We start from the raw sequence: 25,226 nt of genomic DNA, 5'->3' as shown, positions 1-25,226 counted from the left end.
CACTAAACCGTTCCGTGTTTTTTATCCGGACGATCCTCTCTTTTTGTGAACAGCATTTCAAATGCTCCGATCACATATTTTCTTGTATCCGCCGGCTCGATGATTGCATCTACATACCCTCTTCTTGCCGCAGAAACCGGGCTTGACTGCAGTTCCTTATATTCTGCCGCTTTTTTCTTTAATGTGTCCGCATCTGCATCCGCATACATAATCTTTGCTGCAAGCGCGGAATCCATCATACCAATCTCGGATGACGGCCACGCATACACCATATCCGCGCCAATCGATTTACTGTTCATAGCTACATATGCACTGCCATATGCTTTTCCCACAATGACATTTACTTTCGGAACAGTCGCATTTGCGAAAGAATACGTCATTCTTGCGACTGCCCTTGCCATGTTCTTCTCAGATTCAACTGTTGCGGCAAATCCTGCTACATTTGTCAGCGTGAGTACCGGAATAGAGAAGGCATCACAGAAATTCACGAAATCAATTGCCTTTTTACAGCCGTCTACTGAAAGAGCACAGTCGAATTCCTCTGCAACCTTTCCTTCCTCATTGTACACTTTAGAACGGTTCGCCACAGCGCCTACAGTCATTCCATTCAAACGAATGAATCCCGTCACCATATCTTTTGCATACTCTTTCTTTGTTTCAAAGAAAACCTGGCTGTCAGAAAGCATAGAAAGCGCGATAGATGTATCCTCCGCAGCATTTACAATCTCTCCACAGACACGATTCAAATCATCTGTACATTCTGTATAGGAAAGGTCGTCCTCATAATTTGCCGGAATCATGCACACAAGAGAACGAATCTGCCCGAGAATTTCTTCCTCTGTTCCAATGCCGTCCACCAGTCCAGCCGTTTTGCTCTGATACTCCGCGCTTGATGTATCGCATTTAGAAATTTCATTTCCTTCCAGTGCATTTGGAGAATTCACAAATAATTTTCCTTCTTTGCTCTCCATAAACGTAAAATCTGTCAGTCCCGGCACTACTGCAAGACCTCCGCCACACATACCAAAAATTGCCGTAATCTGTGGTACGACACCAGATGCCATAGACTGTTTGTAATAAAGACTGCCGAAAGCTTCAAGGGCGTCTGTCGCCTCCTGCAGTCTTAATCCTGCACAGTCAATCAGACCGATAACCGGAGCTCCCATTTTCATTGCCATATCATATATGTTGGCAATTTTTTTTGCGTGCATTTCGCCAACTGCTCCCTTTAATACAGTGGCATCCTGGCTGTATACATACACAAGATTTCCATCGATAACTCCATACCCTGTAATAACACCGTCAGACGGAGTCTCTTTTTCCTGCAGATTGAAATCTGTGCTTCTGGCCGTAACAGCACCGCCGATTTCAACGAAGCTTCCCTCATCAAGCATAGCGGCAATTCTTCTGCTTGCTGAGTTTCCTGTTGCATTGTAGCTCATATTCTAGCCCTCCATATAAATAAATTTGTTTTACATAAACCAAAATTTCTGCCTATTTTAGTATATACTACTTGTCCTAAAATTTCAATTCATAAATATACAAAATGACATTTTTTTCACATAGTGAAATATAAAGTTAATTGACAAAAGAATGGTACGCAAAAAGAGAAGGCAGTGCAACGCAGGTCAGGGCTCCACTGTGGTAAATCCGATTGAATGTTTGTAACAGTGAAGAAGCATATCGTCCATTGGAACTCCATGCTTCCCACTTAACAAACAGAACAATCTGTATCTACCACGCTCCGCTTAAAATTCCCTGCTTATGCACTGCCTTCTCTTTATGCTTACGTTCTTCCCCAATTAAATTCACAATTTCAGACAGAACAGAACTAGTTTCACGCTGCTACAGACTCCCAGTCAGAAGTTTTTCCTTCGTCTATAGGAAGGTGGTGCCCTAACTGAAATTCATAAAAAAGAGAACGGCTTCACGTTGTTATAGCCCTCCAATTAGAAGTATCTATACTACTTCTGATTGGAAATGCATAGCAGCGTGAAGCCGATTTTTTCCGTTACGAATTATAAACTTAAGCTGGCGAAAGTGTGAGTGTGAAAGAGATGCTTTGCGTGAGTGAGGAATTTCGGCGAAGCCCTGACGAACGATGCAAAGCATCTCTTTCACACGTATCTTTTTGCCAATTTTCGCAGTCCCAGCTCAATTTCGCATACGCTTCATTTCGCTATCGGCAGTCGCCGAATGAAAAGAAATAGGAAGGCCCTGTGTCATGCTTACATGCAAGCATGACACAGGGCCTTCCTATTCTTTTCGCACTGCTTGTTGCTTCGTTAACTTTATATTAAGCTTTTCTGTTTCTAAACTGTACTGGTGTGATATTATACATTTTTTTGAATATGCGGTTAAAGTGTTCTACATTCTGATAACCTACTGATTCTGCAATGCTTTCTACGGTGGCGTTGCTGCTCCTAAGCAATGCCCTTGCCTTTTTCATTCTTACTTTTTTAAGTATATCTCCGAAAGTCATGCCGGACTTTTCTTTGATATATTTAGAAAGGTATGGCTTAGAGAGATAAAATTTCTCTGACAAATCATCTAAGGTCACTTCTTTATAATTCGCATAAATGTAATTTGTAATCTCCAGAAGCCGTTCATCTTTACAGGAATCTAAATTAGCGATTTCTTCTATTTTATTGACTGCTACAACCAGCGCCTCTACAGATGCCTTAATAATATCGGCATCTATGCCGACACCCCAGTATTTCTTTTTATTGCAGATAACGCCTACATAGGCAACCGCCCGAGAAGAGGAGCCTTTTGTCAGAGAATGTTCCTCATAAAAGGCCAGTTCATAGCTGACGTCAAAATAATGTTTGATCGCATTGCTGACTGCATCCAGACGTCCATTTCCCACACCTGTAATCAGCCGGTTGTTTCCCTTATGATGAATCGTCGCCTCTGCCACAATTCCATCTTCCTGTTTAAAATGACACGCATCTACTGTAAAAATACTCTTTGCATTGATATAATGGTCTTCGAAAATATGATATACCCAGTCTGGCGTCAATTCCTTATGTGCTTTGTCCGATACATCCTTTACAAGGTATCCCACTTCCTCCTTCATCTTTTCCGGAAGACTGATTCCAAAGCTTTGTTTTAATATATAATTGATACCGCCCTTTCCTGACTGACTGTTAATCCGAATTACGTCCGAATCATATCTTCTGCCCACATCCTGGGGATCAATCGGCAGATATGGAACCGTCCATGTCTCACAGTTTTTTTCTTCCCGCCATGCCATTCCTTTGGCGATTGCGTCCTGGTGGGAACCGGAAAATGCAGTAAATACCAACTCTCCTGCATAAGGCTGACGTGGTGATACCTTCATTCTGGTAACGCGCTCATAGACTTCACATATATCACTCATATCTGAAAAATCCAGTCCCGGATCTACTCCCTGGGAAAACATATTCATAGCCAGTGTAATAATATCTACATTTCCTGTTCTCTCCCCATTTCCAAAGAGCGTCCCCTCGATACGATCCGCCCCCGCGAGGATTCCAAGCTCTGCATCACTGATTCCTGAACCTCTGTCATTGTGCGGGTGCAGAGAAAGAAGCACATTTTCCCTGTAGAGAAGATGCTTATGGAAAAATTCTACCTGGCTTGCAAATACATGAGGCATCGCATTCTCTACAGTTGTAGGAAGATTAATGATTGCCTTGTTCTTTTTTGTAGGCTTCCATACTTTTAAAACTGCATTGCACACTTCCAATGCATAATCTACTTCCGTTCCCTGAAAACTTTCCGGACTATATTCAAATGTAAAATTTCCATCTGTTTCTTGTGCCAGCTTTTTTAAAAGTTTCGCGCCGTCCACTGCAATCTTTTTGATCTGCTCTTTGTCTTTTTTAAATACTTGTTCTCTCTGTGCCACAGAAGTAGAATTGTATACATGTATTACAGCGTGTGGCGCTCCTTTTACTGCCTCAAATGTTCTTCTTATAATATGCTCCCTCGCCTGTGTAAGCACTTGAATTGTAACGTCATCCGGAATCATGTTTTGTTCTATCAGTGCACGTAAAAATTGATATTCTGTCTCTGAAGCCGCGGGGAATCCTACCTCTATCGACTTAAAACCTACATCTACAAGAAGCTGGAAAAATTCCAATTTTTCCTCCAGGCTCATAGGTTCAATTAACGCCTGATTCCCGTCTCTTAAATCCACGCTGCACCAGATAGGCGGCTTTTCTATATAATCTTTTTTTACCCAGTCATAGCATTCCTCTGGAGGCATGAAATAGGTTCTCTCATATTTCGCACAATTTTTCATTTTCTTTCTCCTTATATTTTATCAATTTGGTTGTCTTTTTTTATCTTACCCTATACTATCACAGCGCCTCCATATATACCAGTGGTAAAATTAATCATTTTTATTGATTTATTTTAATCTCCCTATCTTCGTTCAAAAAATAATTCTGAAAAATAAAGGAACAGCTCCAAGAAAAAGAACGTTCTGCAATTGTCTCATCTGTCACAATCTCATACTCTGCTACCTTTTCATTTCCAAGTGTATATATAACTTTTCCAACCACATATCCTTTTTGTACAGGAGCTTTCAATTTATCCGGCATTTCACAGGTCACTTCTACCTGCTCATCCTCCCGCAGAAGGAGCATACAGCTTTTTCCCTTCACTCTGGTTTCTATTTCCAGTTTTTCTCCCGGAAATGAATCTTCTGTTACACCATTTTCTACAACAACTTTGCTCTCTTCTATTTCTTTCCATACGTCCCTGTATTGATAGTTTTCAAGTCCGTATGTCATAAGCTTTCTAGTATCGCTCCATTTATATCCTTTATTATTTGGCCATCCGCAGGCAAGCAGTGCTACGATAAATGTCCTTTCTCCATCGGATAACGCTCCTACATAGCAGTACCCTGCATCTGCAGTAAATCCGGTTTTTCCGGAGAGCGCTCCATCCATCATATTCAGAAATGCATTGTGATTAGAGCAGTGGTAATTCCCATTTCCGGAACAATCTGAAAACTGATATTCCTTCGTCTGTGTGATCGCAAGAAATTCCTCTGCTTTTGGTGAGTCCATAATACAGTATTTCATAATTACAGCCAGATCCTCTGCCGTAGTATGGTGAATGCCAATTTCATCCTGCGCATCCAGTCCATTCGGAGTGATAAAATATGTATGGCTACATCCTAATTCTTCTGCTTTTTCATTCATTTTTTCAGCGAATTTCTCTGTACTTCCCGAAATATGCTCTGCAATTACAACAGCCGTATCGTTGTGAGACTCCAGCATCAGAGAATAAAGAAGATCTTCTAAATAAAACTCCTGTCCTTCCTTCACTCCCAGTTTTACCTCTGGTTGGGCCGCCGCTTGTGCGCTTGCCGCCGCTTTTTCTTCCATATTTCCAAGCTCCAACGCCAGAATACACGTCATAATCTTCGTTGTACTTGCCATTGGACGTTCTTCTTGTCCGTTTTTGGCAAATAAAATACGCCCGCTGTCCGCATCTATTAACACTGCCGACTGGGCGTATAAATTCTCTGGTTCTTCTATTTTCTTTTTTATTTCTTCTGTCGGTGCAGCCTTTATTACGATTCCTGGCAACAGGCAGAGAAAAAGCGCCAGAGAAAGAACTGCACACAATATCCTTTTTTTCATTCTTTCCTCCACAGCACATCCTTACTACTATGTATGCTTTTACATTAGGAAATAGAACTTTATATATCCAGCTTCAGCTGCACCTCGTCTTCTGCCTCTTCCTTAAAATGTTCTATCTGTTCTTCATTGAGTGAAGGCAGTTCCTCCAAAGACTGCACGCCAAACCTTCTTAAAAACTCTTCTGTGGTTTTAAATAAAAGCGGCCTTCCCGGCGCTTCCAGCCTTCCTGCCTCTTCTGCCAGCCCATATTCTACCAGTTTATTTACTGCATGGTCTGATTTAACTCCCCGAATTTTTTCAATTTCTAGTTTTGTCACTGGCTGTTTATAAGCAATGATCGAAAGTGTCTCTAACAAAACATCTGTAAGAGCATATCGTTTTGGCTGTTTGGCTATTCGGATCAAATATTCATAGTCCTCTTTTTTTGTGCACATCTGAAAGGAATTGTCAAGTTCAATGATGCGCACACCTCTGTTTTCTTCTTCGTAGCAGTCCATCATATTGTGGATGATCCTTCGCGTTGTATCTTCATCGTGCTCAATCGCCGCCGCTATTTTTTCAAGCTCTACCGAATCACCCATTGTAAAGAGAATTGCTTCTATAATTCCCTTTAATTTTTCGATTTCCATCCTTGTCCATTCCTTTCAATCATAATTTCATCGCAGATGCCTGCCTGCTCCACCCGAATTGTCCCCAGCTTCATAAGCTCCAATACGGCAAGAAACGTAACTACTGTCTGTATTCTGCTTCTCTGTTTTTCAAGCAGGCTTTGAAAAGAAAATCTTTGATACTTTTCTATATACTCTTTAATATAAGAAAGCTTGTCATTTAAAGTAACTTCTTCTTTCTCAATCCTTCCAAATTTACTCCTGACCGGATCGATTTTTTCGTCTTGTCGCTTTAAAACGTCTTGAAAAACTGCCTGCAGCTTCGTAAGCGTCAGATCCCTTAGCAGCATGTCTAAATCTATCGGTTCTTCATATTCCTTAACCTCCAATGGTATGGTCGGATTTTTATAGAGCACACACTCTGCGTCCGTCTGTCGTCCTTTTAATTCTTCCGCCATGTATTTGTACATTTTATATTGAAGAAGCTGTTCTACCAGTTCTTTACGTGGATCCTCTTCTTCCCCTTCTTCATTTACTTCCTTTGGAAGCAGCATTTTGCATTTAATATCCAGAAGGGTCGCTGCCATAACAAGGAATTCGCTCATCACATTTAAGTCTTTCCTCTGCATGTTCCTTATATATTCCATATACTGATTTGTAATTTCCACAATCGGGATATCGTAAATATCTATTTTATTTTTATCAATCAGGTGCAACAGAAGATCCAGCGGACCTTCAAACACCTCCAGCTTTACCGGAATCCCCATATTTCCTCCATCTTACTGCTTGTCCTTGTACACCAACGTTACTCATTATAAGTGAATTTTCTTAATTTCACAAGTGATTCTTTCCATCCGGACCACACAGGCAGACAGAAACAACCTCTGCTTTGTTAAACAGACGGATTTTAATTGTATGCATGCCAAGTCCCCTGCTCACAATCACAGCTTGATTTTTATCCTTTCTCATTTCTCCAGAATACTTTGGAAATAACTTAAGCTGCGGCGTAATGATACCTCTGAATCCCGGTACTCTGACAAGCCCTCCATGTAAATGTCCTGCTAGTACAAGGTCTGCCCCCCATTCTTTATAAATTTCTGAAAAAGCGGGGTTATGCGCCAGCAATATTTGCAATTCATCCCTTGCAGCAGTTCCAATCCGTTTCCTTATATCCTCTTTTTTTATAGGAAATGTCTGAAATTTTTTGTATGTATACAGCGGCAGCTCCAGCCCACTGATGCATAGAGCTGTACCTTTTATTTTCAGATGGACTGTTTCATTTTCCAGGAAGTGAACCCCTGCCTTTAGAAGCCTCTCCTTATATTCGTGATATGTATTTCCGAAATATGCAGTCCTTTCTTTCATTCGCTGCTCATGGTTTCCATTTGCATAATAAACCGGACAAATAAGCGGAAGCCGACGCACAAAGTCCAATGCCGGCTCTGCCAAGACCCCTTTTTTCCCAATCAGCATATCTCCGCCAATCAGTATAAGATCCGGCTTTTCCGCTTTTACAGACTCATACAATATTTTATTTTTATTTCCATATACTTTATTATGCTGATCGCTAAGAAATACAATTTTTATCTTTCCCGATACGCTGGAAACTTTTTCCGTTTGAAACATATATTTTGTAACCTGAAAGCATCTCTGCTCTCTGCACATCTCTGCAATACATAAACCCACTGCCGCCATAGCAGAAATCAGCATCCCTATTCCTCTCACTTATGCCTCCTCCTTAAGTCTTTCATCAACTGCGCTGTCCAATAAAATCGGTACTGCCTTTTTCTATTATAAGGCATAAGGCACCTTTGGTACAGCCTTTGTTTTCTCTTAGTGTTCAGTAAATATATAGAAACAGCATTAAACACACCACTGTCTAAAAGCATCCTTTAAATAATCAAAAACTCCTGCTTTTTCAACATTCTCTCCTGCAATAATCGGAACACTGCCTATTTCTTTGCCGTCCAATTTATATACAACCTTTCCTATCTGTTCTCCTTTTTTTAGAGGCGCTTTTACCGGTTCCTTTAAATCCACACTTTTCGTAATCTGGTTTAGGTTCGACCCAGTTGTATCTAAATAGGAAAATGTATCTGCATAGCTGCAAGAAACTTTCTCTTGTACACCGCCTTCTACAGAAACCGGCTTCATCTTCTCCGGCTCCTTATCCTGGTATACCTGACATTTTCCAAATCCATAATTCAGCAATGTCGTAGCATCTTGAAATCTTAGCTTTGAATTCTCCGCTGCCATGACAACCGCAATCAATTCCACTTCGTTTTTCTCTGCTGTCGCCGAAACACAAAATTTCGCATCTCCTGTAGATCCTGTTTTCAGTCCTGTCGTATACTCGTACTGCCTTACCAGTTTGTTGGTATTGGTAAGTCCAAATTCTGAACTCCCCTTGTCTGTCGTATGTGTAATATTTTCCATCCATACCATACAGTAGTCGTGTATCTGCGGATATTTTGTGATCAACTCTCTGGACATTAGCGCAATGTCCCTCGCGCTGGTTACATGTCCATCTGCATCCAGCCCATTACAATTTACAAAGTTTGTATTTTCCATTCCCAGTTCTTTGGCACGCTCATTCATCTGGCGGACAAACTCTTCTTCATTCCCTGCTATGTATTCTGCCATTGCTACACATGCGTCATTGGCGCTCGCCACAGAGATACATTTTATCATTGTATCCACCGTCTGCTTCTCTCCCACTTCCAGAAACACCTGTGAGCCACCCATAGATGCGGCATATTCTGAGGTCGTGACCTCTTCTTCCAAAGAAATCTTTCCTTCTTCCAATGCATCAAAAATCAAAAGCAAGGTCATAATTTTCGTCACACTGGCGGGCGGCCTTGCCGTATCTGCATCCTTTTCGTAAATGACAGTACCGGTGGAAGCTTCCATCAAAATCACTGACGGCGCGCTGACTTCTGGGCCGGCCGCCTGTTTGCCGCTTTCTTCTGTTTCTTCATTTTCCTGTGTTTCTACAGTTGTTTCTTCTTGCTCTTCCTCATACAAAATATCCGGCGGCGCCGGCATCGCATACACACTCTGTACACACAAACAGGCGCTTAAGAGTATTCCCAGAACTGTTTTCATAAAATAACTCCCTCTACTATATCGTCTATTACCAATATAGTAAAGGGAGTGAAAAAATAGAACTCTAAATCCTCTGAAAGGGCGGTCAATTAATACCGGTTTTTGCCCTTTCATCCTTCACTGTCATATCTATGAAATAGCTTTTTGTCTGGACTGAACATATCTGTCATTATGGATTGACGATGTTTATCGGGGTTCCCTGCAGGAATTTCTTCAGATTTTCCACCGCGATATCCATTAACCTCTGCCTGGACTCCTTTGGCGCCCAAGAAATATGTGGAGTGATGATGCAGTTCTTAGCTGTCAGAAGCGGATTGTCCTGCCGGATAGGTTCTATGGATACGACGTCCAACCCTGCAGCGGCTATCTTTCCACTGTCTAACGCTTCTGCTAGATCTTTTTCTACGATCAAAGGTCCCCTGGAGTTATTCAGAATGATAACTCCATCTTTCATTTTACTGATATTATTTTTGTTGATAATGCCTTCTGTCTCTGAGAACAACGGACAGTGAAGTGCAATGACGTCGGACTCGCCCAACAGTTCCTCCAACTCTACATATCTGCAGGTTGCCGTCTCCAGTTCCAGATTCTTATATGTATCATAGGCCAGCACCTTCATACCTAATGCCTGTGCAATTCGTCCCGTAGCCTGTCCGATACGGCCGTATCCAATAACTCCCATTATCTTTCCTGCCAGCTCTATCAAAGGATAATCCCAGAAACACCAATCTGGGTTGCTCTCCCATTTTCCCTGGTGAACCGCTTGGTCGTGATGCCCAATATGGTGGCAGATTTCCAGAAGCAATGCAATAGCAAACTGTCCCACAGAATCCGTTCCATAAGTCGGTATGTTTGCCACAGGGATTCCTCTCTGCCTAGCGGCTTTTATATCTACTACATTGTACCCAGTGGCCAGCACGCCGATAAACCTAAGATTCGGACATCGCTCCAGCACTTCTCTAGTAAGAGGTGTCTTATTGGTATACACAATCTCCGAGTCCCCAATTCTAGATACGATCTCTTCCATATCTGTCAGTGAAGTTCTGTCATATACCGTACATATTCCTAATGCTTCCATCTGTCCCCAAGATAAATCTCCTGGATTCAGGCAGTATCCGTCTAAAACGACTATCTTCATTCTTTTTCCTCCTACTTTTCGCATATATCAAATCTGCGGATTATCTGGATGAAGCATGGTAGCGATAACTTTGTCAAGTACTTCATCGTCCCATATTTTCTTCCAGTCTTCTCTCATAACGAGGCGATTACCAAGTCCGATGGCTACTTTACAAGCATCGGATACCGGTGGATTTCCAGGAATATAGCCGAGGAAATTGGCAGAAAGATTGTAAATATGCCCTGTTAGGAAAGATACAGCCGCTTCCTTCGGAATCCCCCTTTTCACTGCCTCTTCCACTGTCTCTGCCATAGCGTACAGACAAGTTGCCCCTAAGAGTTCTACCAATGTCGGCTCAAGGAACGCGATCTGCTTAGAAGACATCACATATACATGTTCCACAGGAGCATACATCTGTCTTACAACCTCCGTACACTGCGAGAAACGCTCCTCCTCTCCCTGAATCATAGACATCACAATGTCTTGTTTACCGCCGCACCCGCCAAAACGGTCCTGGCGTGCCTCATAGGTATCCTGGTCTAAGAAATAAGAAGGATGGCAGGGATGTGCCACACCGAATGTGCAATCATCTCGCAGAGTCAATTCCTTTGCCACTGCTGCCGCTGGATCCAGTATAATAAATCCTGCCCCTGGCTGCAACTGTGGTACATACATATCTGAAAGTTTTCCGATCAGTGTATCCGGCACTGCGAAGACAACCACATCTGATTTTGCTAGCGCTTCCTCCACTGGTGTCAACTCAAATCCTCTGTCTTTTACACTTTTAATGCCTGCTTCAGATGATTCCACAAGAAGTAATTCAAAATCTTCCGGTTTTTTTGCAAGATTATTACTTGTACGGGTGCCCATCTTTCCACCTGCCCCGATTACACTTACTGTTATTTTTCCCATATTTCCTTTCCTTTCTCTAAACAGTTCTACACGAAAAAACTGCGTCCTTACTTTCTCTATATATGCGTTTATAAGTTCTCTTTTACCACCTTAGCAATGTCTTCTCCGGAAAACCCGTAGTAATCTGCCAGTTCGACGGCAGCTCCTGATTCTCCGAATGTGGTAAGTCCTATTCTCCTTATCTGTTTTGGATCATTTTCTGCCGATAATTTACTAATATAAGCTCCTAATCCTCCGTGAATATTATGGTCTTCCACCGTCACGATCTTCTTCACCTTGCCCATCGCTTCCAGTACTTTGGAAGGGTCCTTCGCATTGATAATATTTACATCACCTACCGTTACATAAATACCTTCTTCCTTTAGCAGGTCAGCTGCTCTCAGCACTCTGTCCAAAACAAAACCGCTAGACAGAAGTAAAGTATCATTTCCAAATTCTTTCAGAATGCGAATACCATCCATCGTAAAAGACGTTTTCCTATCATAGACTTCCACTTCCCTTCCGCTTCCTGCTCTCACATAGACTGGACCGGGAATTTCTGCCGCTGCCTTTACAGCGTGATAAGTCTGCGGACCATCCGCCGGTGTCAAAATGGTAAAGTTAGGGATATTGGATAGGATTCCCACATCTTCATAGAACTGGTGGGTCACTCCTTCCCTCTCTCCTCCCAAAAGTCCAGCATTGATGCCTACAAATTTCACATCCAGATTTGGGTATGCCACAAACGTACGCATTTGTTCGCATGCCCGCATAGTCAAGAATCCGGCATATGTTCCCACAAAGGGCTTTAACCCGCAAGACGCAAGTCCAGCTGCTACATCCACAGCCGCCTGTTCCGCGATTCCCACTTCTACATATTGTTCTGGGTACAATTCTGCAAATGTTGTCGCGCGCATTGCTTTCAGAGAATCCGGAGAAACAAACATAATCCGGTCATCTGTCTTCGCCATATCGATGATAGCATGTGCAAACGCCTCTCTTGTTCCCTTAAAATTTGCCATTACTTCGCACCTCCTAATTCTTTTTTTGCAATCTCATACTGCTCGTCGGACGGCACACCTTTATGCCAGGCATTGTTGTTCTCCATATAGGACACCCCTTTTCCTTTGATGCAATCGCATATAATTACGTGAGGTATGCCTTTCACTGCTTTAGCTTTTTCGATGGCATCTTTAATAGCGTCCATGTCGTGTCCATCAATCTCCTGAGTATCCCACCTGAAAGCTTTGAATCGTGCTGCCAGGTTATTGGAACCGACAGTTTCTTCCACAGTCCCCCCACTTTGCCAACCATTTTTATCTGCAAATACAATCAAGTTATCCAACTTATGTCCAGCCGCTACGTTGATTCCTTCCCAGCAGACTCCTTCTTGTAATTCCCCATCACCGGCAATGCAGTATACTATATAATCTTTCTTCCTGTATTTTCCTGCAATAGCCATTCCGCTGGCAATTGCAATTCCATTTCCTAGGGAACCAGAGGTCATATCTACGCCTTTGGTCTTGTTCATCACAGGATGTCCTTGGAACATACTTCCTAATCCGCGCAACCTAAAATCTTTTATAGGTTTCAAAAAATATCCTTTTTTCGACAAAGCTGCGTAATAAATCGGGCAGGAATGTCCTTTAGACAGTACAAATCTGTCCCTGTCTTCCCAGTTTGGATCTTCCGGCCGAATGTTCATCTTATCAAAATATAAAACAGTAACAATGTCCGCGATAGATAGGGCTGGTCCAGGATGCCCATCCTTCCCTTTATAAACCATATCAACTGCCTGGAATCTTAGTTCCTGGGCTATTTTTTTTAATTCCTCCGTATTCATAAAAGTCCTCCTTATATTTGATAAATCTTTTTATTCATCGAACATAAAACATCATATGTTTTTAGCTATACATTTTAGTACAAAGCAATCATCCTTATCGGGGAACCTGTACCTCCTTTGATCTTTAACGGAGTCGCAAGGATATCACATCTAGTCTTTGGTATTTTGTCCAGATTAACTAAATTTTCGACTATATAGATTCCATGTGACAAAAATGTCCTGTGCCCGATAAACTCAGATTTTGACAGATCATACGGATCAATCAGATCCAAATCCATACTTTCCACACCCACCAAGCGTACCTTCTTATTCACAAGGTACTGCGCTACACTCTTAGTAATATAGGGCCACCCTGTCTCCAGGAATTCTTTATTTCCTTCTCCTACCTTCCAAAGTTTTGAGAAATCTGTCATCAACAAAACCGCGTCACCTTCTTGGATTGTCTCGCCGGTCTTCTCCTCCCACTTCTGTACTTCTTCGGCCTCAATCGGAACGCTTCCTTTTAAATGTCTTAAATCCACAATCACTGCCGTTCCGAGAATGCACTCTGGAACTACTTTCTCTATAGTGAGCCCGTCATTTATAAAATGGTAAGGCGCGTCGATATGAGTACAGCAGTGTAATCCCATTTCAATGCTCTCTACATTGATGACGTCTCCTTTTGATATTTCTCGGAAAAAGTTGAGCTGAGGATTCGGGAATCCCACCGGACCCGGTATATCCTTCTCTATAGTCTGTGACAAATCTACCACATGTTCTCCTTTTAGCTCAATCATTTTTATTCCCTCCTTTTCCTGATTTCCCGTACCTTCTCTTCTTTTACTTTCGTCGCTCTTTTTCGCTCTGTAATTGCTGCCAGAGATACCGCCAGGATCAGCATACCACCGTTGAACAAAGGTTCCACAAAATAAGACGCTCCCATCTGCTGTAATCCAGCTACAACGGTTGCCATTAAAAGAACCGCACTGATTGTTCCCGGTACATTTACTTTACCTGCTTTAAATGCCACCGACCCCATTAATGCTCCGGCAAAAGAATTCATCAAATAATCCGGTCCTACAGACACCTGTCCGACACGGAATATAGACGCAAGCAGAACTGCGGAAACTGCAGTCAAAAATCCTGATGATACGAACGCTAGTAAAAGATATTTCTTCGGAGAAATTCCTGAAAGATTTGCTGCATCCGCATTTGCGCCGAGGAAATAGAAGAAACGTCCGACCGGAAGATATTCCATTACAATATAAATGATGATGGCAACCAGCACCATAATCAAGAATGTTGTCGGCAGTATTCCTACACTGGAATTAATTTTTGTAAATCCCTCTGGTAGCTCTCCCAACACCTGTTTTCCATCGCTGTACCAGAATGCTAGCCCATATAAAAGATTACCGACTCCAAGAGTAGCAATAAATGAATCGATTCCAATTCTCGTTACCAACACCCCACTGATAAATCCTATCAGACTTCCTGTAGCCAAGACAATCACAATGACGAGAGGCCAGGGAAGTCCCTGCTTTGTGATAAGACCGATTGTCAAAATATGCAGCAGACATACATTATATCCCACAGACAGATCAAAATGCCCTGCCGCAATCGGTATCATTACCGCCAATGCTAAAAGAACGACCACCGACTGATAATTCAAAATTGATTTTACATTAAATAGTGTTGGAAAAGAATTTGGAAGCATAATTGAAAATACTAAAAACATCAACACTAAAATAATTGGTAAATTGTATTTTGTTAAAATGTGGCTCAAAAACCATCCTTTTTTTACATTTGTGTTTTTTCCCAAGTTCGTTTCCTCCAGACTTACTAACTTATTTCTATGGCTCCTGTTGCTAGACCGCTTAAATATGTTTTACTCATCTTTTCCCTAGGCACTTCTCCAATTGCACCACCACGATCAAACACAATTGCACGGTGGGCTATCATACTCACCTCTTCATAATCTGAAGAGATTAAAATTACTGCCTTTCCCTCTTTGAGACTTAGGTTTATCAAATGGTAAATATCCGCCTTCGCCCCAATATCAACTCCAATCGTGGGTTCCTCAAATATCATAATCCTGCTGTTAGCCTCAAACCAGCGCGCCACCATGGCTTTTTGCTGATTTCCTCCACTTAAGGTTCCTATGGGTGCTTCTCTTCCACTAGTTTTGATGGAAAATTTATCAATAATATCATCACATTTTTTCTGTTCTTCTTTCAGATTCATAAATTTCCACATACCATGCCCATTCACGGATGGATTAATGTAAATATTCTCCCTAACACTGAAGCTTGCCGCCATTCCTTCTTCACGACGCTTGCTTGAAACAAAACCAAATCCATATTTTATCGCTGTAGCAGAATTTGGAATGGAAATCTCTTTTCCGTCCAGATATATCTTTCCTCCGTCCAGAGGTTCCAATCCCCAAAGGCATCTTCCCACTTCATGGTGCCCGGAACCTCGTAGTCCAAACAAGGCAAGAATCTCGCCCTGTCTGACTTCAAAGGATACCGGCCCTACAAATGTTGTATCCAGCTTATCCACTTTCAAAAGTACTTTATCTGTCAGTGTGCCTTCTATTCTGGAGAATACGTCTTGTACATTTTTCCCAATAATATCAAATACCAGCTGTTCTGATGTTACATCTTTTGTATACGAAGTCTTTACTAATTTTCCATTTCTAAGGACTGTAATTTTCTGAGAGATCTCAAAAATTTCGTCTAGTCTGTGAGTGACATAGATAATCGCAATCCCTTCTTCCTTCAGCCTGTGAAGAACCTGAAAAAGTTTGTCCACATCCTTCTGAGGAAGCGTTGCCGTAGGTTCATCTAAAATCAGGATATCTGTCTTTTGAGCCAATGCCCTGGAGATTGCCACCATAGATTTCTCCGCAGAGGAAAGCATGGATACTTTCGCGTCAGGATTGATTTCACAATCCAGCTTTTTCAGCAAATTTACTGCCTGCTTTTTATTTTCCTTCCAAGAGATAAAGCTTCCTCTTTTCTTGTATCCTGCTGTCAGCGCGATGTTTTCTGCCACGCTCATGTCATCTACCAATCCCAAATCCTGATGGATCACAGACAGTGAAAGTTTTTTTACATCCAGTCCGATTTCTTCTTCTTTATATATTAGACTGCCTTCTTTGCAATCATAAATACCGCAGAGAATCTTAATCAATGTAGATTTGCCGGCTCCGTTTTCCCCCAGAAGAGCATGGATCTCACCGGAATAGATATCGATATCCACATGATCTAAAGCTTTGGTTCCCGCAAATGTTTTTGTTATTCCTTTGATACGTAAAAGTGGTTCCATACTTACTTAGAATCCTCCTTTGGGACTTTTATAAAATATTGCTGTTAATCTACTCCCCAGATCTTTGCATATTCATCCGCATAGTTATTACTCGGAATGTACATATCCTGGTCGCCGCCTTCTTCCTCGATATTATCTTTCGTTACAATGAAGATGCTTGGCTCATAGACTACGACATCTTCTTCGTTAAAATAGCGATTTAACTCATCTACAGCAATGTATCCCAATAGATTTGCAGGCTCAGGAATTGTTCCTACTTGATAATCTCCGTTTCGGATCCTGTCATATGCAGCGCTAGTTCCGTCAGATCCCACAAGAATAACATCTTCTGGGTTGACACCGCCGTTTCTCAATGTCGGTGTTACAAAGTCATAGTAAGAGTCCGCGATTGTAATTACATAGAATGGTTTCTCAAAGTTTGATACCCAAGAGGATGTTAAGGTCGGCATATTCGTTGAAATCTCTGACAATGGTGAATTCACATAATCAAGGAGCTCCATTCCATCACATTCCTCAATTCGTTCTTTCATAGCTTCCGCCTTTTCTCTAGCAATCGCGTACTGTGCATCATATAAAATCACGACCCTTCCTTCTCCATTGGAGTCGGCAATCACGTAATCTGCCAGGGCATATCCGATCTCTGTACCACTAGATGTCACATTATAAATCATATTCAACTCGTCATCCGGTCCATTTACATTAGAGCCATGTATACCCACTGTAGGGATGCCCATCTCTTTTGCTTCCAGAATTGTTGCTTGCAGTGGTTCTACATCTGCGGATGTCACAATCCCATCCACTCCCATGGAAATCGCTTGATTTAGCGCTGTGGTCTGCCCTTGTGTTGTGCCTTTTCCATCCAGCACTGTACATTCCCATCCGATTCGTTTGCAAGCTTCCTCAACAGATTCTCCCCACATTGCCTCCACTGCATTTTCGGAATTGGCGTTGACACATACAATCTCTTTTCCTTCCGCTGCTTTTGGGCCATTTGTAGGGCCGTCCCACTCTGTCTGGGATGCTGTTCTTTGTTCTGTGCGGTCAATAGCACTCTGTACCACCTCAGATACTTCTCCGCCATTTTTGTCTTCAGATGCGCCTCCTGAGTTACTCTTATCAGAGCTACATCCTACCAACATTCCTAGCACCATAAAGCTACTCATTAAAATCGCTATAAATTTCTTTTTCATCCTTTTCCTCCATTTTATTTAAATATTAAATTACCTTCTGTATCAAACTGCATCGGCATCGGTTCTGATAAAATCTCAAATCTTTCATCTCCTTTCAGTTCCTCTGCCAAGGATTCCGACACCCATATTTCCCCCAGGTCTAGAGTATTTTTGATATAAATTACTTTTTCTTTCCCTATTTCTACCCTCACACAGGTTCGCAACATGACTCCGATCGCTTCCCGATCATCTGCCGCTACCATCGGTATCTTTACAATGGGAATTACCATTTTAGAAGTGAACGCATTCATATACATAAACGCAAAATTTGCTTTTTCCAGAATTTTTTTTGGGATTACATCCGCCAAACCGATACCCACTGCATTTCCGTGAGATTCTTCCGTCACATCTAACACGGCCATTCTCTGATATTTTGGCCCACCTTGCATACCGGGTACAGCAAAACGTCCCATGATGTTCGGGTCCATTCCGTCTCCACTGATGTTTTTCCCCGTCTCTCCTACAATCAGACAATCAAATTTATCAATTAGAATCTTCGCCATATATTGATTTGCTTTTTGCAGTAGTTCTACTTCTCGATCATATATTTTTTCTGCCGGAATCGCTTCAATAATTGCAGTCTCTTCATATGCGTTCTCCACGATTCCCATACCAAAAAGGATCTTAGCTTTTTTCCTAACAATCTCAAAAGCTTCTGGAAGAAGAGTGGCAAATGTATCTGCACCATGTGAATGTAAAGATTCCGCCCCTTTTTGTTTCCCTGCTCCGATAGTACACATCTTAATCAGACCACTTTCTGACTTTCCTCTGAACGCCGTATGCGCCTTAATTCGATTGATTGGAACTACACCGTCTGCATACAGAGCATTCACATCAAAATAAATTTTGACCCCTGAGGAAGTGGTTCCTATATATTTAGGGAGCATAGTAGAACGAATTTCCACACCCATAAATTCTTCTGTGATGCCATAGGACTCTAACAATTCCATCTGTCCTTGCTCTGTGGCTCCTCCGTGGCTTGCCATAGCCGGAACAATAAATGGCTTCGCCCCCAGACATTTCAACTGCTGTATTGTCTCAAAAACAATCTCTCTGATATTTGCAATCCCTCTACTGCCTACTAAGACCGCGATAGAATCTCCTTTATGTATGGTTCCTGCAATTTCTTCTTTCATAATTTCTTTTTCAATTCTTTTTTCAATGTGGTCTTCCCGCACCGATTCAAAATTTTGTCTTACTTTTACCAGTTTAGGGTACAAATCATATTGCAAATCTCCGAAAACTTTTTCTCCGATTTTGATTTCCATATGATGCTCCTCCCAAAATATTCTGTGTAGTTATTGTCAAGTCATTATTTATCAAACATTAATCATATGATGTTTAATGTATATCATATATGTTTTTTATTGTCAATATTTTTCACTATAAAAAATAAAAATTTCATATTTTTCTGGATATTTTTTACAATTATTTATATTTTTTCTCCGTAAACATTTGACGTTTTATGTTTTTGTGCTATACTGATAATAATATTTTAATTTTAGAAGGATTATAATTATGTCAAATTTATTTGAGAGAAATGATAGAAGGCAGTCCGCCGTAGATATTGTTGTCAATAACATCAAGCAGCTTTTGATAGACCGAAAATTGAAGCCTGGCGATCGGCTTCCAAATGAGCTGGAGATTTCTGAAGGGCTCTGTGTCAGTCGGGGTTCTGTTCGGGAAGCTATGAAAATTTTATCTGCCTTTGGATTAGTAGATATACGTGTTGGAAATGGAACTTATGTGTGTGAGTCTATCGGAAACGGTATGATGGATTCTTTTCTCTTCAGTTTCTTTTTATCCAACCCTGACGTAGAAAATCTATATGAGCTCAGACATTCTTTTGAGATTGACATTATGAAACTGATCGAAAAACACTATTTCGAGAATGAAGAGGAGCGCATGGATCTGGAACAAAATTTAAAAGATCTAGAATATATGATAAAAGAAAAAGCTTCTCCAAAACAACTTGCAAAAAATGATATGGAATTCCATCACCTTCTTGGTAAGGCAACACATAACATTTTGTTCGAGCGTATTTATGACTTTATTATGGAATTTATGGAACCTTCCATTATCGCTACACACAAGCATCAGCACGGCGAAGTTGTCTATAAGATTCATAAAGATATCATAGATGTGATAAAGGCGCGAAACACCAACAGAATTGAAGAAGTAATCACAAATTCTGTAACCACCTGGTCTGTATTACAGAATCCGTCAAAAAAGGAATAGACACAAAAACTTCCAGTAGCAGTTGCTGCACTATCTTATGTTATAGTAAATATAATAGTTAAGCATCCCGATACCACTAGTTTCCTTTTGGTATCTCTTCCACTACCAATTGTTTTCATAAAATAACTCCCTCTACTATATCGTCTATTACCAATATAGTAAAGGGAGTGAAAAAATAGAACTCTAATCTCTTCTTACAGCAGGACAATTGCATATTGTCCAATGATATTGTATATTTCCTCAAATGCCTCTTTCTCCCGCTTAATCGTTCCCATCAACGGATCTTGTACAGTCAGTATCCCCTCTTCTAAATCATAGCCGGAAAGAACTACACAATGTTCTGTGTCGTACCATGGAAATGCACTGTCCTCCTGCTCTATTAAAACAGGCATTTCCATATACATAGAAGTCCACACTGCCACCGGATGACCGCAGGCTACATAGTGGAGCAACTCCTCCATACTTTTCCCTGTAAGATCCACTGGATTTATTGAAGATTCCTGTTCATCCAGATATGCCTGTGCTGTTTTTACAAGTGTGGGTGGAAAACACCCCGCCCCTTCATAGGAGGCAGGATCACCGACATATCCTTCATCAAAATTCCAATTTTCACTGTAAATCAGATATTCCTCTGCAATCGTTGTTTTATCCAGTTCAAATCCTTCGTATTGCAGCAGCATGGTCAGCGCAACCGACTCACAGCCTGTAGGCAGCTCTGGTTCCTGATAGATAGCTTCTACATCTAAAATAACAGAACGTGGAAGGCGCTTCTCTTCTATCTCTTTCATTTCCTCTTTTTTATTTTTCGTTCCGTTCTCCTCATACTTTTCGGCAGAGGCTGACGCATCCTGTACTTCTGTTTCCTTATCTGAAAACCGTAACTCTTCTACTGCCGCACTTTTACAGCCGCTAAAACTAATTACGAGTACAGTTAATATTGCGGCCGTTATCTTCTGACTTTTTTTCATCCTTATTCAGGTCCCTTCTTTTTGTATCTATATTCTACCCCATATTTTCTTTCGTCAGCGGTTTTCACAGAAATTTCATGCTCCTTTCACACGAATTGCATATTTTATAACGCCTTCTTTTTTATGTTCAAAAATATCATATGCCTCCATAATATGATCAAATGTAGTACGATGGGTAATCATACATGTCGTATTCAGGTTTCCTTTTTCTATCTCCTTTAATATTTTTTCACAATCTGCTGCATCTACCCCTCCGGTTTTAAAAGTCAGGTTTTTCCCATACATATCTGGAAGCGGCAGTACCTGCGGATTTTCATACATCGCTACAATCCCGACAACCGCATTGGGCCTTGCAATCTTCCATGCAAGTTCAAAGGTCGCGGAGGTTCCGGCTGCTTCCACTACAAAATCCACGCCTCTTCCTTCTGTCAGTTCCCGTATTTTTTCTTCTACGCGGTCTTTACTAGGATTCAACACTATATCCGCAATTTTTTCCCTTTTTACTGCTTCTAGCCTGTCTGTATCTATGTCTATAGCAACCAGCTTTCCAGGGTGATATAAAGCCATGCACAGCATCGTACACATTCCTGCCGGCCCTGCACCAATAACTGCTACTGTATCTTCCGGATGAATTTCTGACATTTTCGCCGCCCAATAGCCAGTAGAAAGCAAATCTCCTGTAAAAAGAGCCGCTTCGTCACTGACAGAATCCGGTATTTTCGTCAGCCCATTGTCTGCATAGGGAATCCGGACATACTCCGCCTGCCCTCCGTCAATTCTGCATCCTAGTGCCCATCCTCCATTCGCATCCTGACAGTTATTGACATATCCTCTTTTACAGAAATAACATTCTCCACAGAATGTCTCTACATTTACTGCCACCCTGTCTCCCGATCTTATTTTTTTAACTGCGCTTCCTGTCCTTACAACCCTTCCTACAAATTCATGTCCCAGTATGACTCCCTCTTTCGCCCTTGGTACCACCCCATGCTTAATGTGAATATCACTGGAACATATTGTAGCGAGTGTTACTTCTACCAGCGCGTCTGTATCTTCTACTATTTCTGGAAGCGGCCGTTCTTCCAGTCCGATTTTTCCATTTCCATGATATACTACTGCTTTCATAGTTGGTCTCCTTTTCCTTTTTTCTGTATTCCCTGTTCCTTTTACATTACAGTGCCTCTATATTGTACCACGCTCTTCTTCACGCGCAAGATAGATTCCTTGCCGTTTTTCTTGATTTTTCTTCCAGTATAGCGTATATTTATCATGGGTAGAATAAATAATTTATAAGAATAAGGAGGCAGGCATGGGGACTCGTACATATTATGAAATTCTTGGCGTATCCCGCGATGCAACACTGGAAGAAATTACCAGCGCAAAAAATGCACTGGCAAAAGTATATCATCCAGATGCAAATATGCAAAATGATATTGATACAACCGCATATATGCAGGAAATATTAGAGGCTTACCGGATATTATCCAATCCGGACAAACGGAAAAAATATAACCAAAAATTATTTGGAAAGCAGCAGCGGGTTTTCCGTACTTATACCATGACCGATGCAAAAGAGGAAGATACCGATTTTCCTTCTTTCGTTACATATTGGAACGCCGCCTGCAAGCTCAATGAAACAATCGAAAAAAGCATCCATCTGATGGAATATAAGGCAAAGAAAAAAAGCCTGCCACAGAAAATATTTAGAAAAATAGGAAAAGACACAAAAAAGGATACGTTTCGACTCCAACAACTAAATCAATTATCCCTCCAGGCAATTCAATATATTGCTACTTTAAAAAGTGCCGAGATCCCAATGGATTACTGGAATCCCGACGCTATGAACTGGGTACTCGTCCGCTGGGGACAAAAACAGAATATGGACTATCTTGCTTTATTCTCCAGATATGATGCTTTCGTAGAACAAAATAAATCCAGCACTGAAAAGCTCCGGTTAAAATCCCATAACCGCCAGTTTCATCACAATTTAAAAAAACTGCTCTCCTACGCTTTAGAGGCGTAGGAGACATTCTTCAAGGAGGGCTTCACAGCCCTCTTTTACATCTTCATAGGTTGTGTCAAAATCGCCGGTATACCAAGGATCCGCAATGTCTCTGGGGGTATCTGAAAAGTCCAGAAGCCGGCATACCTTTTCTTTTGGATCTGTCCCTAAAATCCGCAGCATATTCCGCAGATTCCACTCTTCCATTCCGATCAGATAGTCAAATTTTTCATAGTCTCCTTTTTCCATCTGCCGCGCCCTGTGATTCCCGCAGGGAATTCCCTCTTCTGCAAGTTTCCGGCGCGTGCCGCGGTGGACCGGATTCCCAATTTCCTCCCGACTGGTAGCAGCAGAATCAATATAGAATGAGTCCGCTAAGCCAGCCTTGTTTACTAAATCCTTCATAATATATTCTGCCATTGTAGAACGGCAGATGTTGCCGTGGCAGATGAAAAGTATTTTTATCATGTTTTTATATCTCCTTAAATTGTCGTATTTCCTTGTATTTAAAGGCTTTCTACAACTTTCATTTTTCTTCTAGTTTCTGTAACTTCTTATAAATTCTCATGTTTTGGCAGTCAAAAGTTGTAAAATAAATTGTATTTTTCATCGCATAAAGATAAATCTTTTATACTAGTTATTTACTTGGGCTAAAATCTCATTTTCTAATTGTTTTCTAATTTGCATAAAATTTAATTCTTTAATTTTTTTTACCCTTGCACCTGCATTTAAATATCCACTTTCTAAAAGTTCCTCATTTTTACATATGTCATTAATATTTATTTGATGGAATGAAATCGGGTAATCATTCACTATAACAAAAGCCTTTACTGGATTAATTTGCATAGCATCAATAACACCATTATCTGCTGTTCCAAAGTACGAAAGAACAACTTGCTTCGTATTTTTCATATTATCTCTTAGCATAATCTGTTCTACAAGCCTAATGTGATAAATATCCCACACAACATTTAAGATATTCTTTATCACATCTGTATTATTTTTTATTTTTTTGAATACTCTATGAGTGCTACTATCATCCATTATATATAAAGATAATATAACAATTTCTTTTTCTAAATAACAATTCAATACATCTAAACAATATTTTATAAACATATCGACCTTTTTGTTTTTCTCTAAACTATTATCGTAAGTTTTTATTAAAAATGCTTTCATGACACAACAACATACGATATTAAATTGTTCTAAATTTTCATTTACTTGAGCAAGTGCCATATCATATATTTGTTTTATTCTCGTATAATCCTTTTCCGACAAATAAATATTTTCAACTTTCTCATTAATTGTTGAAAGATTATCTAGCTTCACAAAAGATGTTATCATTTCAGAAAGGATATTCAAATCAATCTTAGTTCGTACTCTCTCCATAAGGGCAGTGGTTATTCCAATTTGAAATCCTTCAGTTTTTATATAGTTAAGATATTTCACAAATTCATTTTTATCAATATTTATTTTGCGACCTGTCATTATTCTATTTAAGTAAGTAATAATATTCAGATCAAAATCTATTGTTTTACCAACACTCACTAAACTTCTTTCCGAAAGATGTCTAGAATCCAAAATCCATGTTTTTGTATAATCTCCTATTCCAAAAATCCCACACTTTCCTATCTTCTTGTTTTTTACAGAATCAGCAAAATTTGAATATTTCTCATCAAACAAAAATATCCGACAATCGCTTAATAGGAATTCATATGCCTTAAATTTTTCTACTTTTTCAATTGTATTTGAGGATTGTATAATATCCATTATAGCTATTTTTTTATATTCGTTCATTTTTTGTATCGTTTCACCATCCTACACTAATTTCATTTTGATTTTTGCATATAACCTTTTTTATGCTGAAAATCTCTCTATGTTCATCATATCGGAATACTTTTCAAAAGTTGTAAAATCGTTGTAATATACTCTCCTATTGTGAGGAAAGCCATATAAAATAAAGAAATTTAGGAAAAGGAGAAACTCCTGTCGTGGCAAACAAAAAGTCCTTTTATCATGTTCTTTATCTCCTTAAATCGTCATATTCCCTTGTATTTAAAGGCTTTTTACAACTTTCATTTTCTTGTAGTTTCTGTATCTTCTTATAAATTCTCATATTTCGACAGTCAAAAGTTGTAAAATAATTAATCAATACATATATATATGATTAATTAACACTAAATTATTGTTTAGATAATTCAACATAAACGCTCATCGCACTTTCTAAAAAACAAATTCTTTATCATATCGTTTAAAAATTATTTTCTTCAACTCGCT

At 40.4% G+C, this 25,226-nt stretch carries 22 protein-coding genes; 2 read left to right on the top strand and 20 right to left on the bottom strand.

Translation table 11 applies throughout. From position 1 onward, the window contains the following. Nucleotides 1-2 precede the first annotated feature (2 nt). The 16 genes from ACZ5C4_RS09095 to ACZ5C4_RS09020 all read right to left on the bottom strand — a co-directional run bounded on the left by ACZ5C4_RS09095 (nt 3) and on the right by ACZ5C4_RS09020 (nt 19,006). Nucleotides 3-1,442: an acyl-CoA carboxylase subunit beta gene (locus ACZ5C4_RS09095; protein WP_464520724.1), complete on the bottom strand. Its 1,440-nt coding sequence runs from the start codon at nt 1,440-1,442 to the stop codon at nt 3-5. A gap of 854 nt (nt 1,443-2,296) precedes the next feature. Beyond that, nucleotides 2,297-4,288 carry a 2-isopropylmalate synthase gene (locus ACZ5C4_RS09090; RefSeq protein WP_464520723.1) on the bottom strand — a complete coding sequence of 664 codons (1,992 nt, stop codon included), beginning with the start codon at nt 4,286-4,288 and terminating at the stop codon, nt 2,297-2,299. A gap of 100 nt (nt 4,289-4,388) precedes the next feature. After that, nucleotides 4,389-5,639: a D-alanyl-D-alanine carboxypeptidase family protein gene (locus ACZ5C4_RS09085; RefSeq protein ID WP_464520722.1), complete on the bottom strand. Its 1,251-nt coding sequence runs from the start codon at nt 5,637-5,639 to the stop codon at nt 4,389-4,391. A gap of 59 nt (nt 5,640-5,698) precedes the next feature. Then, nucleotides 5,699-6,268, bottom strand: a complete 570-nt coding sequence (gene scpB, locus ACZ5C4_RS09080) for an SMC-Scp complex subunit ScpB (RefSeq protein ID WP_464520721.1) — start codon at nt 6,266-6,268, stop codon at nt 5,699-5,701. Continuing rightward, nucleotides 6,250-7,014, bottom strand: coding sequence for a segregation and condensation protein A (locus ACZ5C4_RS09075; protein WP_186874554.1), 765 nt, complete (start codon nt 7,012-7,014; stop codon nt 6,250-6,252). The genes scpB and ACZ5C4_RS09075 overlap by 19 nt, the downstream gene beginning before the upstream one ends. A gap of 67 nt (nt 7,015-7,081) precedes the next feature. Further along, entirely contained in the window at nt 7,082-7,972 is an 891-nt protein-coding gene (locus tag ACZ5C4_RS09070) for a metallophosphoesterase (RefSeq protein ID WP_464520720.1), read from the bottom strand. A gap of 138 nt (nt 7,973-8,110) precedes the next feature. Further along, entirely contained in the window at nt 8,111-9,352 is a 1,242-nt protein-coding gene (locus tag ACZ5C4_RS09065; RefSeq protein ID WP_464520719.1) for a D-alanyl-D-alanine carboxypeptidase family protein, read from the bottom strand. Between the two features lie 169 nt (nt 9,353-9,521). Then, nucleotides 9,522-10,490, bottom strand: coding sequence for a D-2-hydroxyacid dehydrogenase (locus tag ACZ5C4_RS09060; protein ID WP_464520718.1), 969 nt, complete (start codon nt 10,488-10,490; stop codon nt 9,522-9,524). Between the two features lie 27 nt (nt 10,491-10,517). Then, on the bottom strand, nt 10,518-11,381 hold the full coding sequence (locus ACZ5C4_RS09055; protein WP_464520717.1) for a phosphogluconate dehydrogenase C-terminal domain-containing protein: 864 nt from the start codon (nt 11,379-11,381) through the stop codon (nt 10,518-10,520). 68 nt (nt 11,382-11,449) lie between these two features. Beyond that, nucleotides 11,450-12,382 (bottom strand): transketolase family protein, encoded by a 933-nt coding sequence (locus tag ACZ5C4_RS09050; protein WP_464520716.1) that lies wholly within the window; start codon nt 12,380-12,382, stop codon nt 11,450-11,452. Next, nucleotides 12,382-13,203, bottom strand: coding sequence for a transketolase (locus ACZ5C4_RS09045; protein ID WP_464520715.1), 822 nt, complete (start codon nt 13,201-13,203; stop codon nt 12,382-12,384). Before ACZ5C4_RS09045 ends, ACZ5C4_RS09050 begins: the two co-directional genes overlap by 1 nt. A 74-nt stretch (nt 13,204-13,277) precedes the next feature. Continuing rightward, nucleotides 13,278-13,979, bottom strand: coding sequence for a cyclase family protein (locus ACZ5C4_RS09040; RefSeq protein WP_464520714.1), 702 nt, complete (start codon nt 13,977-13,979; stop codon nt 13,278-13,280). 2 nt (nt 13,980-13,981) lie between these two features. Then, complete coding sequence (locus ACZ5C4_RS09035) at nt 13,982-15,001, bottom strand: ABC transporter permease (protein WP_464520713.1); 1,020 nt, start codon at nt 14,999-15,001, stop codon at nt 13,982-13,984. A 20-nt stretch (nt 15,002-15,021) separates the two neighbouring features. Next, entirely contained in the window at nt 15,022-16,509 is a 1,488-nt protein-coding gene (locus ACZ5C4_RS09030; protein ID WP_464520712.1) for a sugar ABC transporter ATP-binding protein, read from the bottom strand. Between the two features lie 44 nt (nt 16,510-16,553). Continuing rightward, entirely contained in the window at nt 16,554-17,699 is a 1,146-nt protein-coding gene (locus tag ACZ5C4_RS09025; RefSeq protein WP_464520711.1) for a substrate-binding domain-containing protein, read from the bottom strand. Nucleotides 17,700-17,713: 14 nt separating this feature from the next. After that, entirely contained in the window at nt 17,714-19,006 is a 1,293-nt protein-coding gene (locus tag ACZ5C4_RS09020) for a nickel pincer cofactor-dependent isomerase, group 22 (protein ID WP_464520710.1), read from the bottom strand. Between the two features lie 250 nt (nt 19,007-19,256). Between ACZ5C4_RS09020 and ACZ5C4_RS09015 the strand changes: the two genes are divergently transcribed. After that, nucleotides 19,257-19,976, top strand: coding sequence for a FadR/GntR family transcriptional regulator (locus ACZ5C4_RS09015; RefSeq protein WP_464520709.1), 720 nt, complete (start codon nt 19,257-19,259; stop codon nt 19,974-19,976). Nucleotides 19,977-20,170: 194 nt separating this feature from the next. On the opposite strand, the gene ACZ5C4_RS09010 is transcribed toward ACZ5C4_RS09015, so the two are convergent. Both ACZ5C4_RS09010 and ACZ5C4_RS09005 read right to left on the bottom strand, forming a co-directional pair. Further along, nucleotides 20,171-20,944 (bottom strand): C39 family peptidase, encoded by a 774-nt coding sequence (locus tag ACZ5C4_RS09010; protein WP_464520708.1) that lies wholly within the window; start codon nt 20,942-20,944, stop codon nt 20,171-20,173. Nucleotides 20,945-21,019: 75 nt separating this feature from the next. Further along, nucleotides 21,020-22,069, bottom strand: coding sequence for an alcohol dehydrogenase (locus tag ACZ5C4_RS09005; protein ID WP_464520707.1), 1,050 nt, complete (start codon nt 22,067-22,069; stop codon nt 21,020-21,022). A gap of 184 nt (nt 22,070-22,253) precedes the next feature. Here ACZ5C4_RS09005 and ACZ5C4_RS09000 point away from each other — a divergent pair, with 184 nt between their 5' ends. Continuing rightward, nucleotides 22,254-22,967 carry a J domain-containing protein gene (locus ACZ5C4_RS09000; protein ID WP_464520706.1) on the top strand — a complete coding sequence of 238 codons (714 nt, stop codon included), beginning with the start codon at nt 22,254-22,256 and terminating at the stop codon, nt 22,965-22,967. Here ACZ5C4_RS09000 and ACZ5C4_RS08995 read toward each other — a convergent pair. Together ACZ5C4_RS08995 and ACZ5C4_RS08990 are read right to left on the bottom strand one after the other, a co-directional pair. Next, entirely contained in the window at nt 22,956-23,414 is a 459-nt protein-coding gene (locus tag ACZ5C4_RS08995; protein WP_464520705.1) for a low molecular weight protein-tyrosine-phosphatase, read from the bottom strand. The genes ACZ5C4_RS09000 and ACZ5C4_RS08995 overlap by 12 nt on opposite strands. Nucleotides 23,415-23,579: 165 nt before the next feature. After that, a complete protein-coding gene (locus ACZ5C4_RS08990) occupies nt 23,580-24,746 on the bottom strand; it encodes a hypothetical protein (protein WP_464520704.1) in 1,167 nt (388 codons plus the stop codon). Nucleotides 24,747-25,226: the final 480 nt, after the last annotated feature.

Source organism: Mediterraneibacter flintii (genome assembly GCF_055387595.1).
This window is presented reverse-complemented; position numbering and strand designations above follow the sequence as displayed.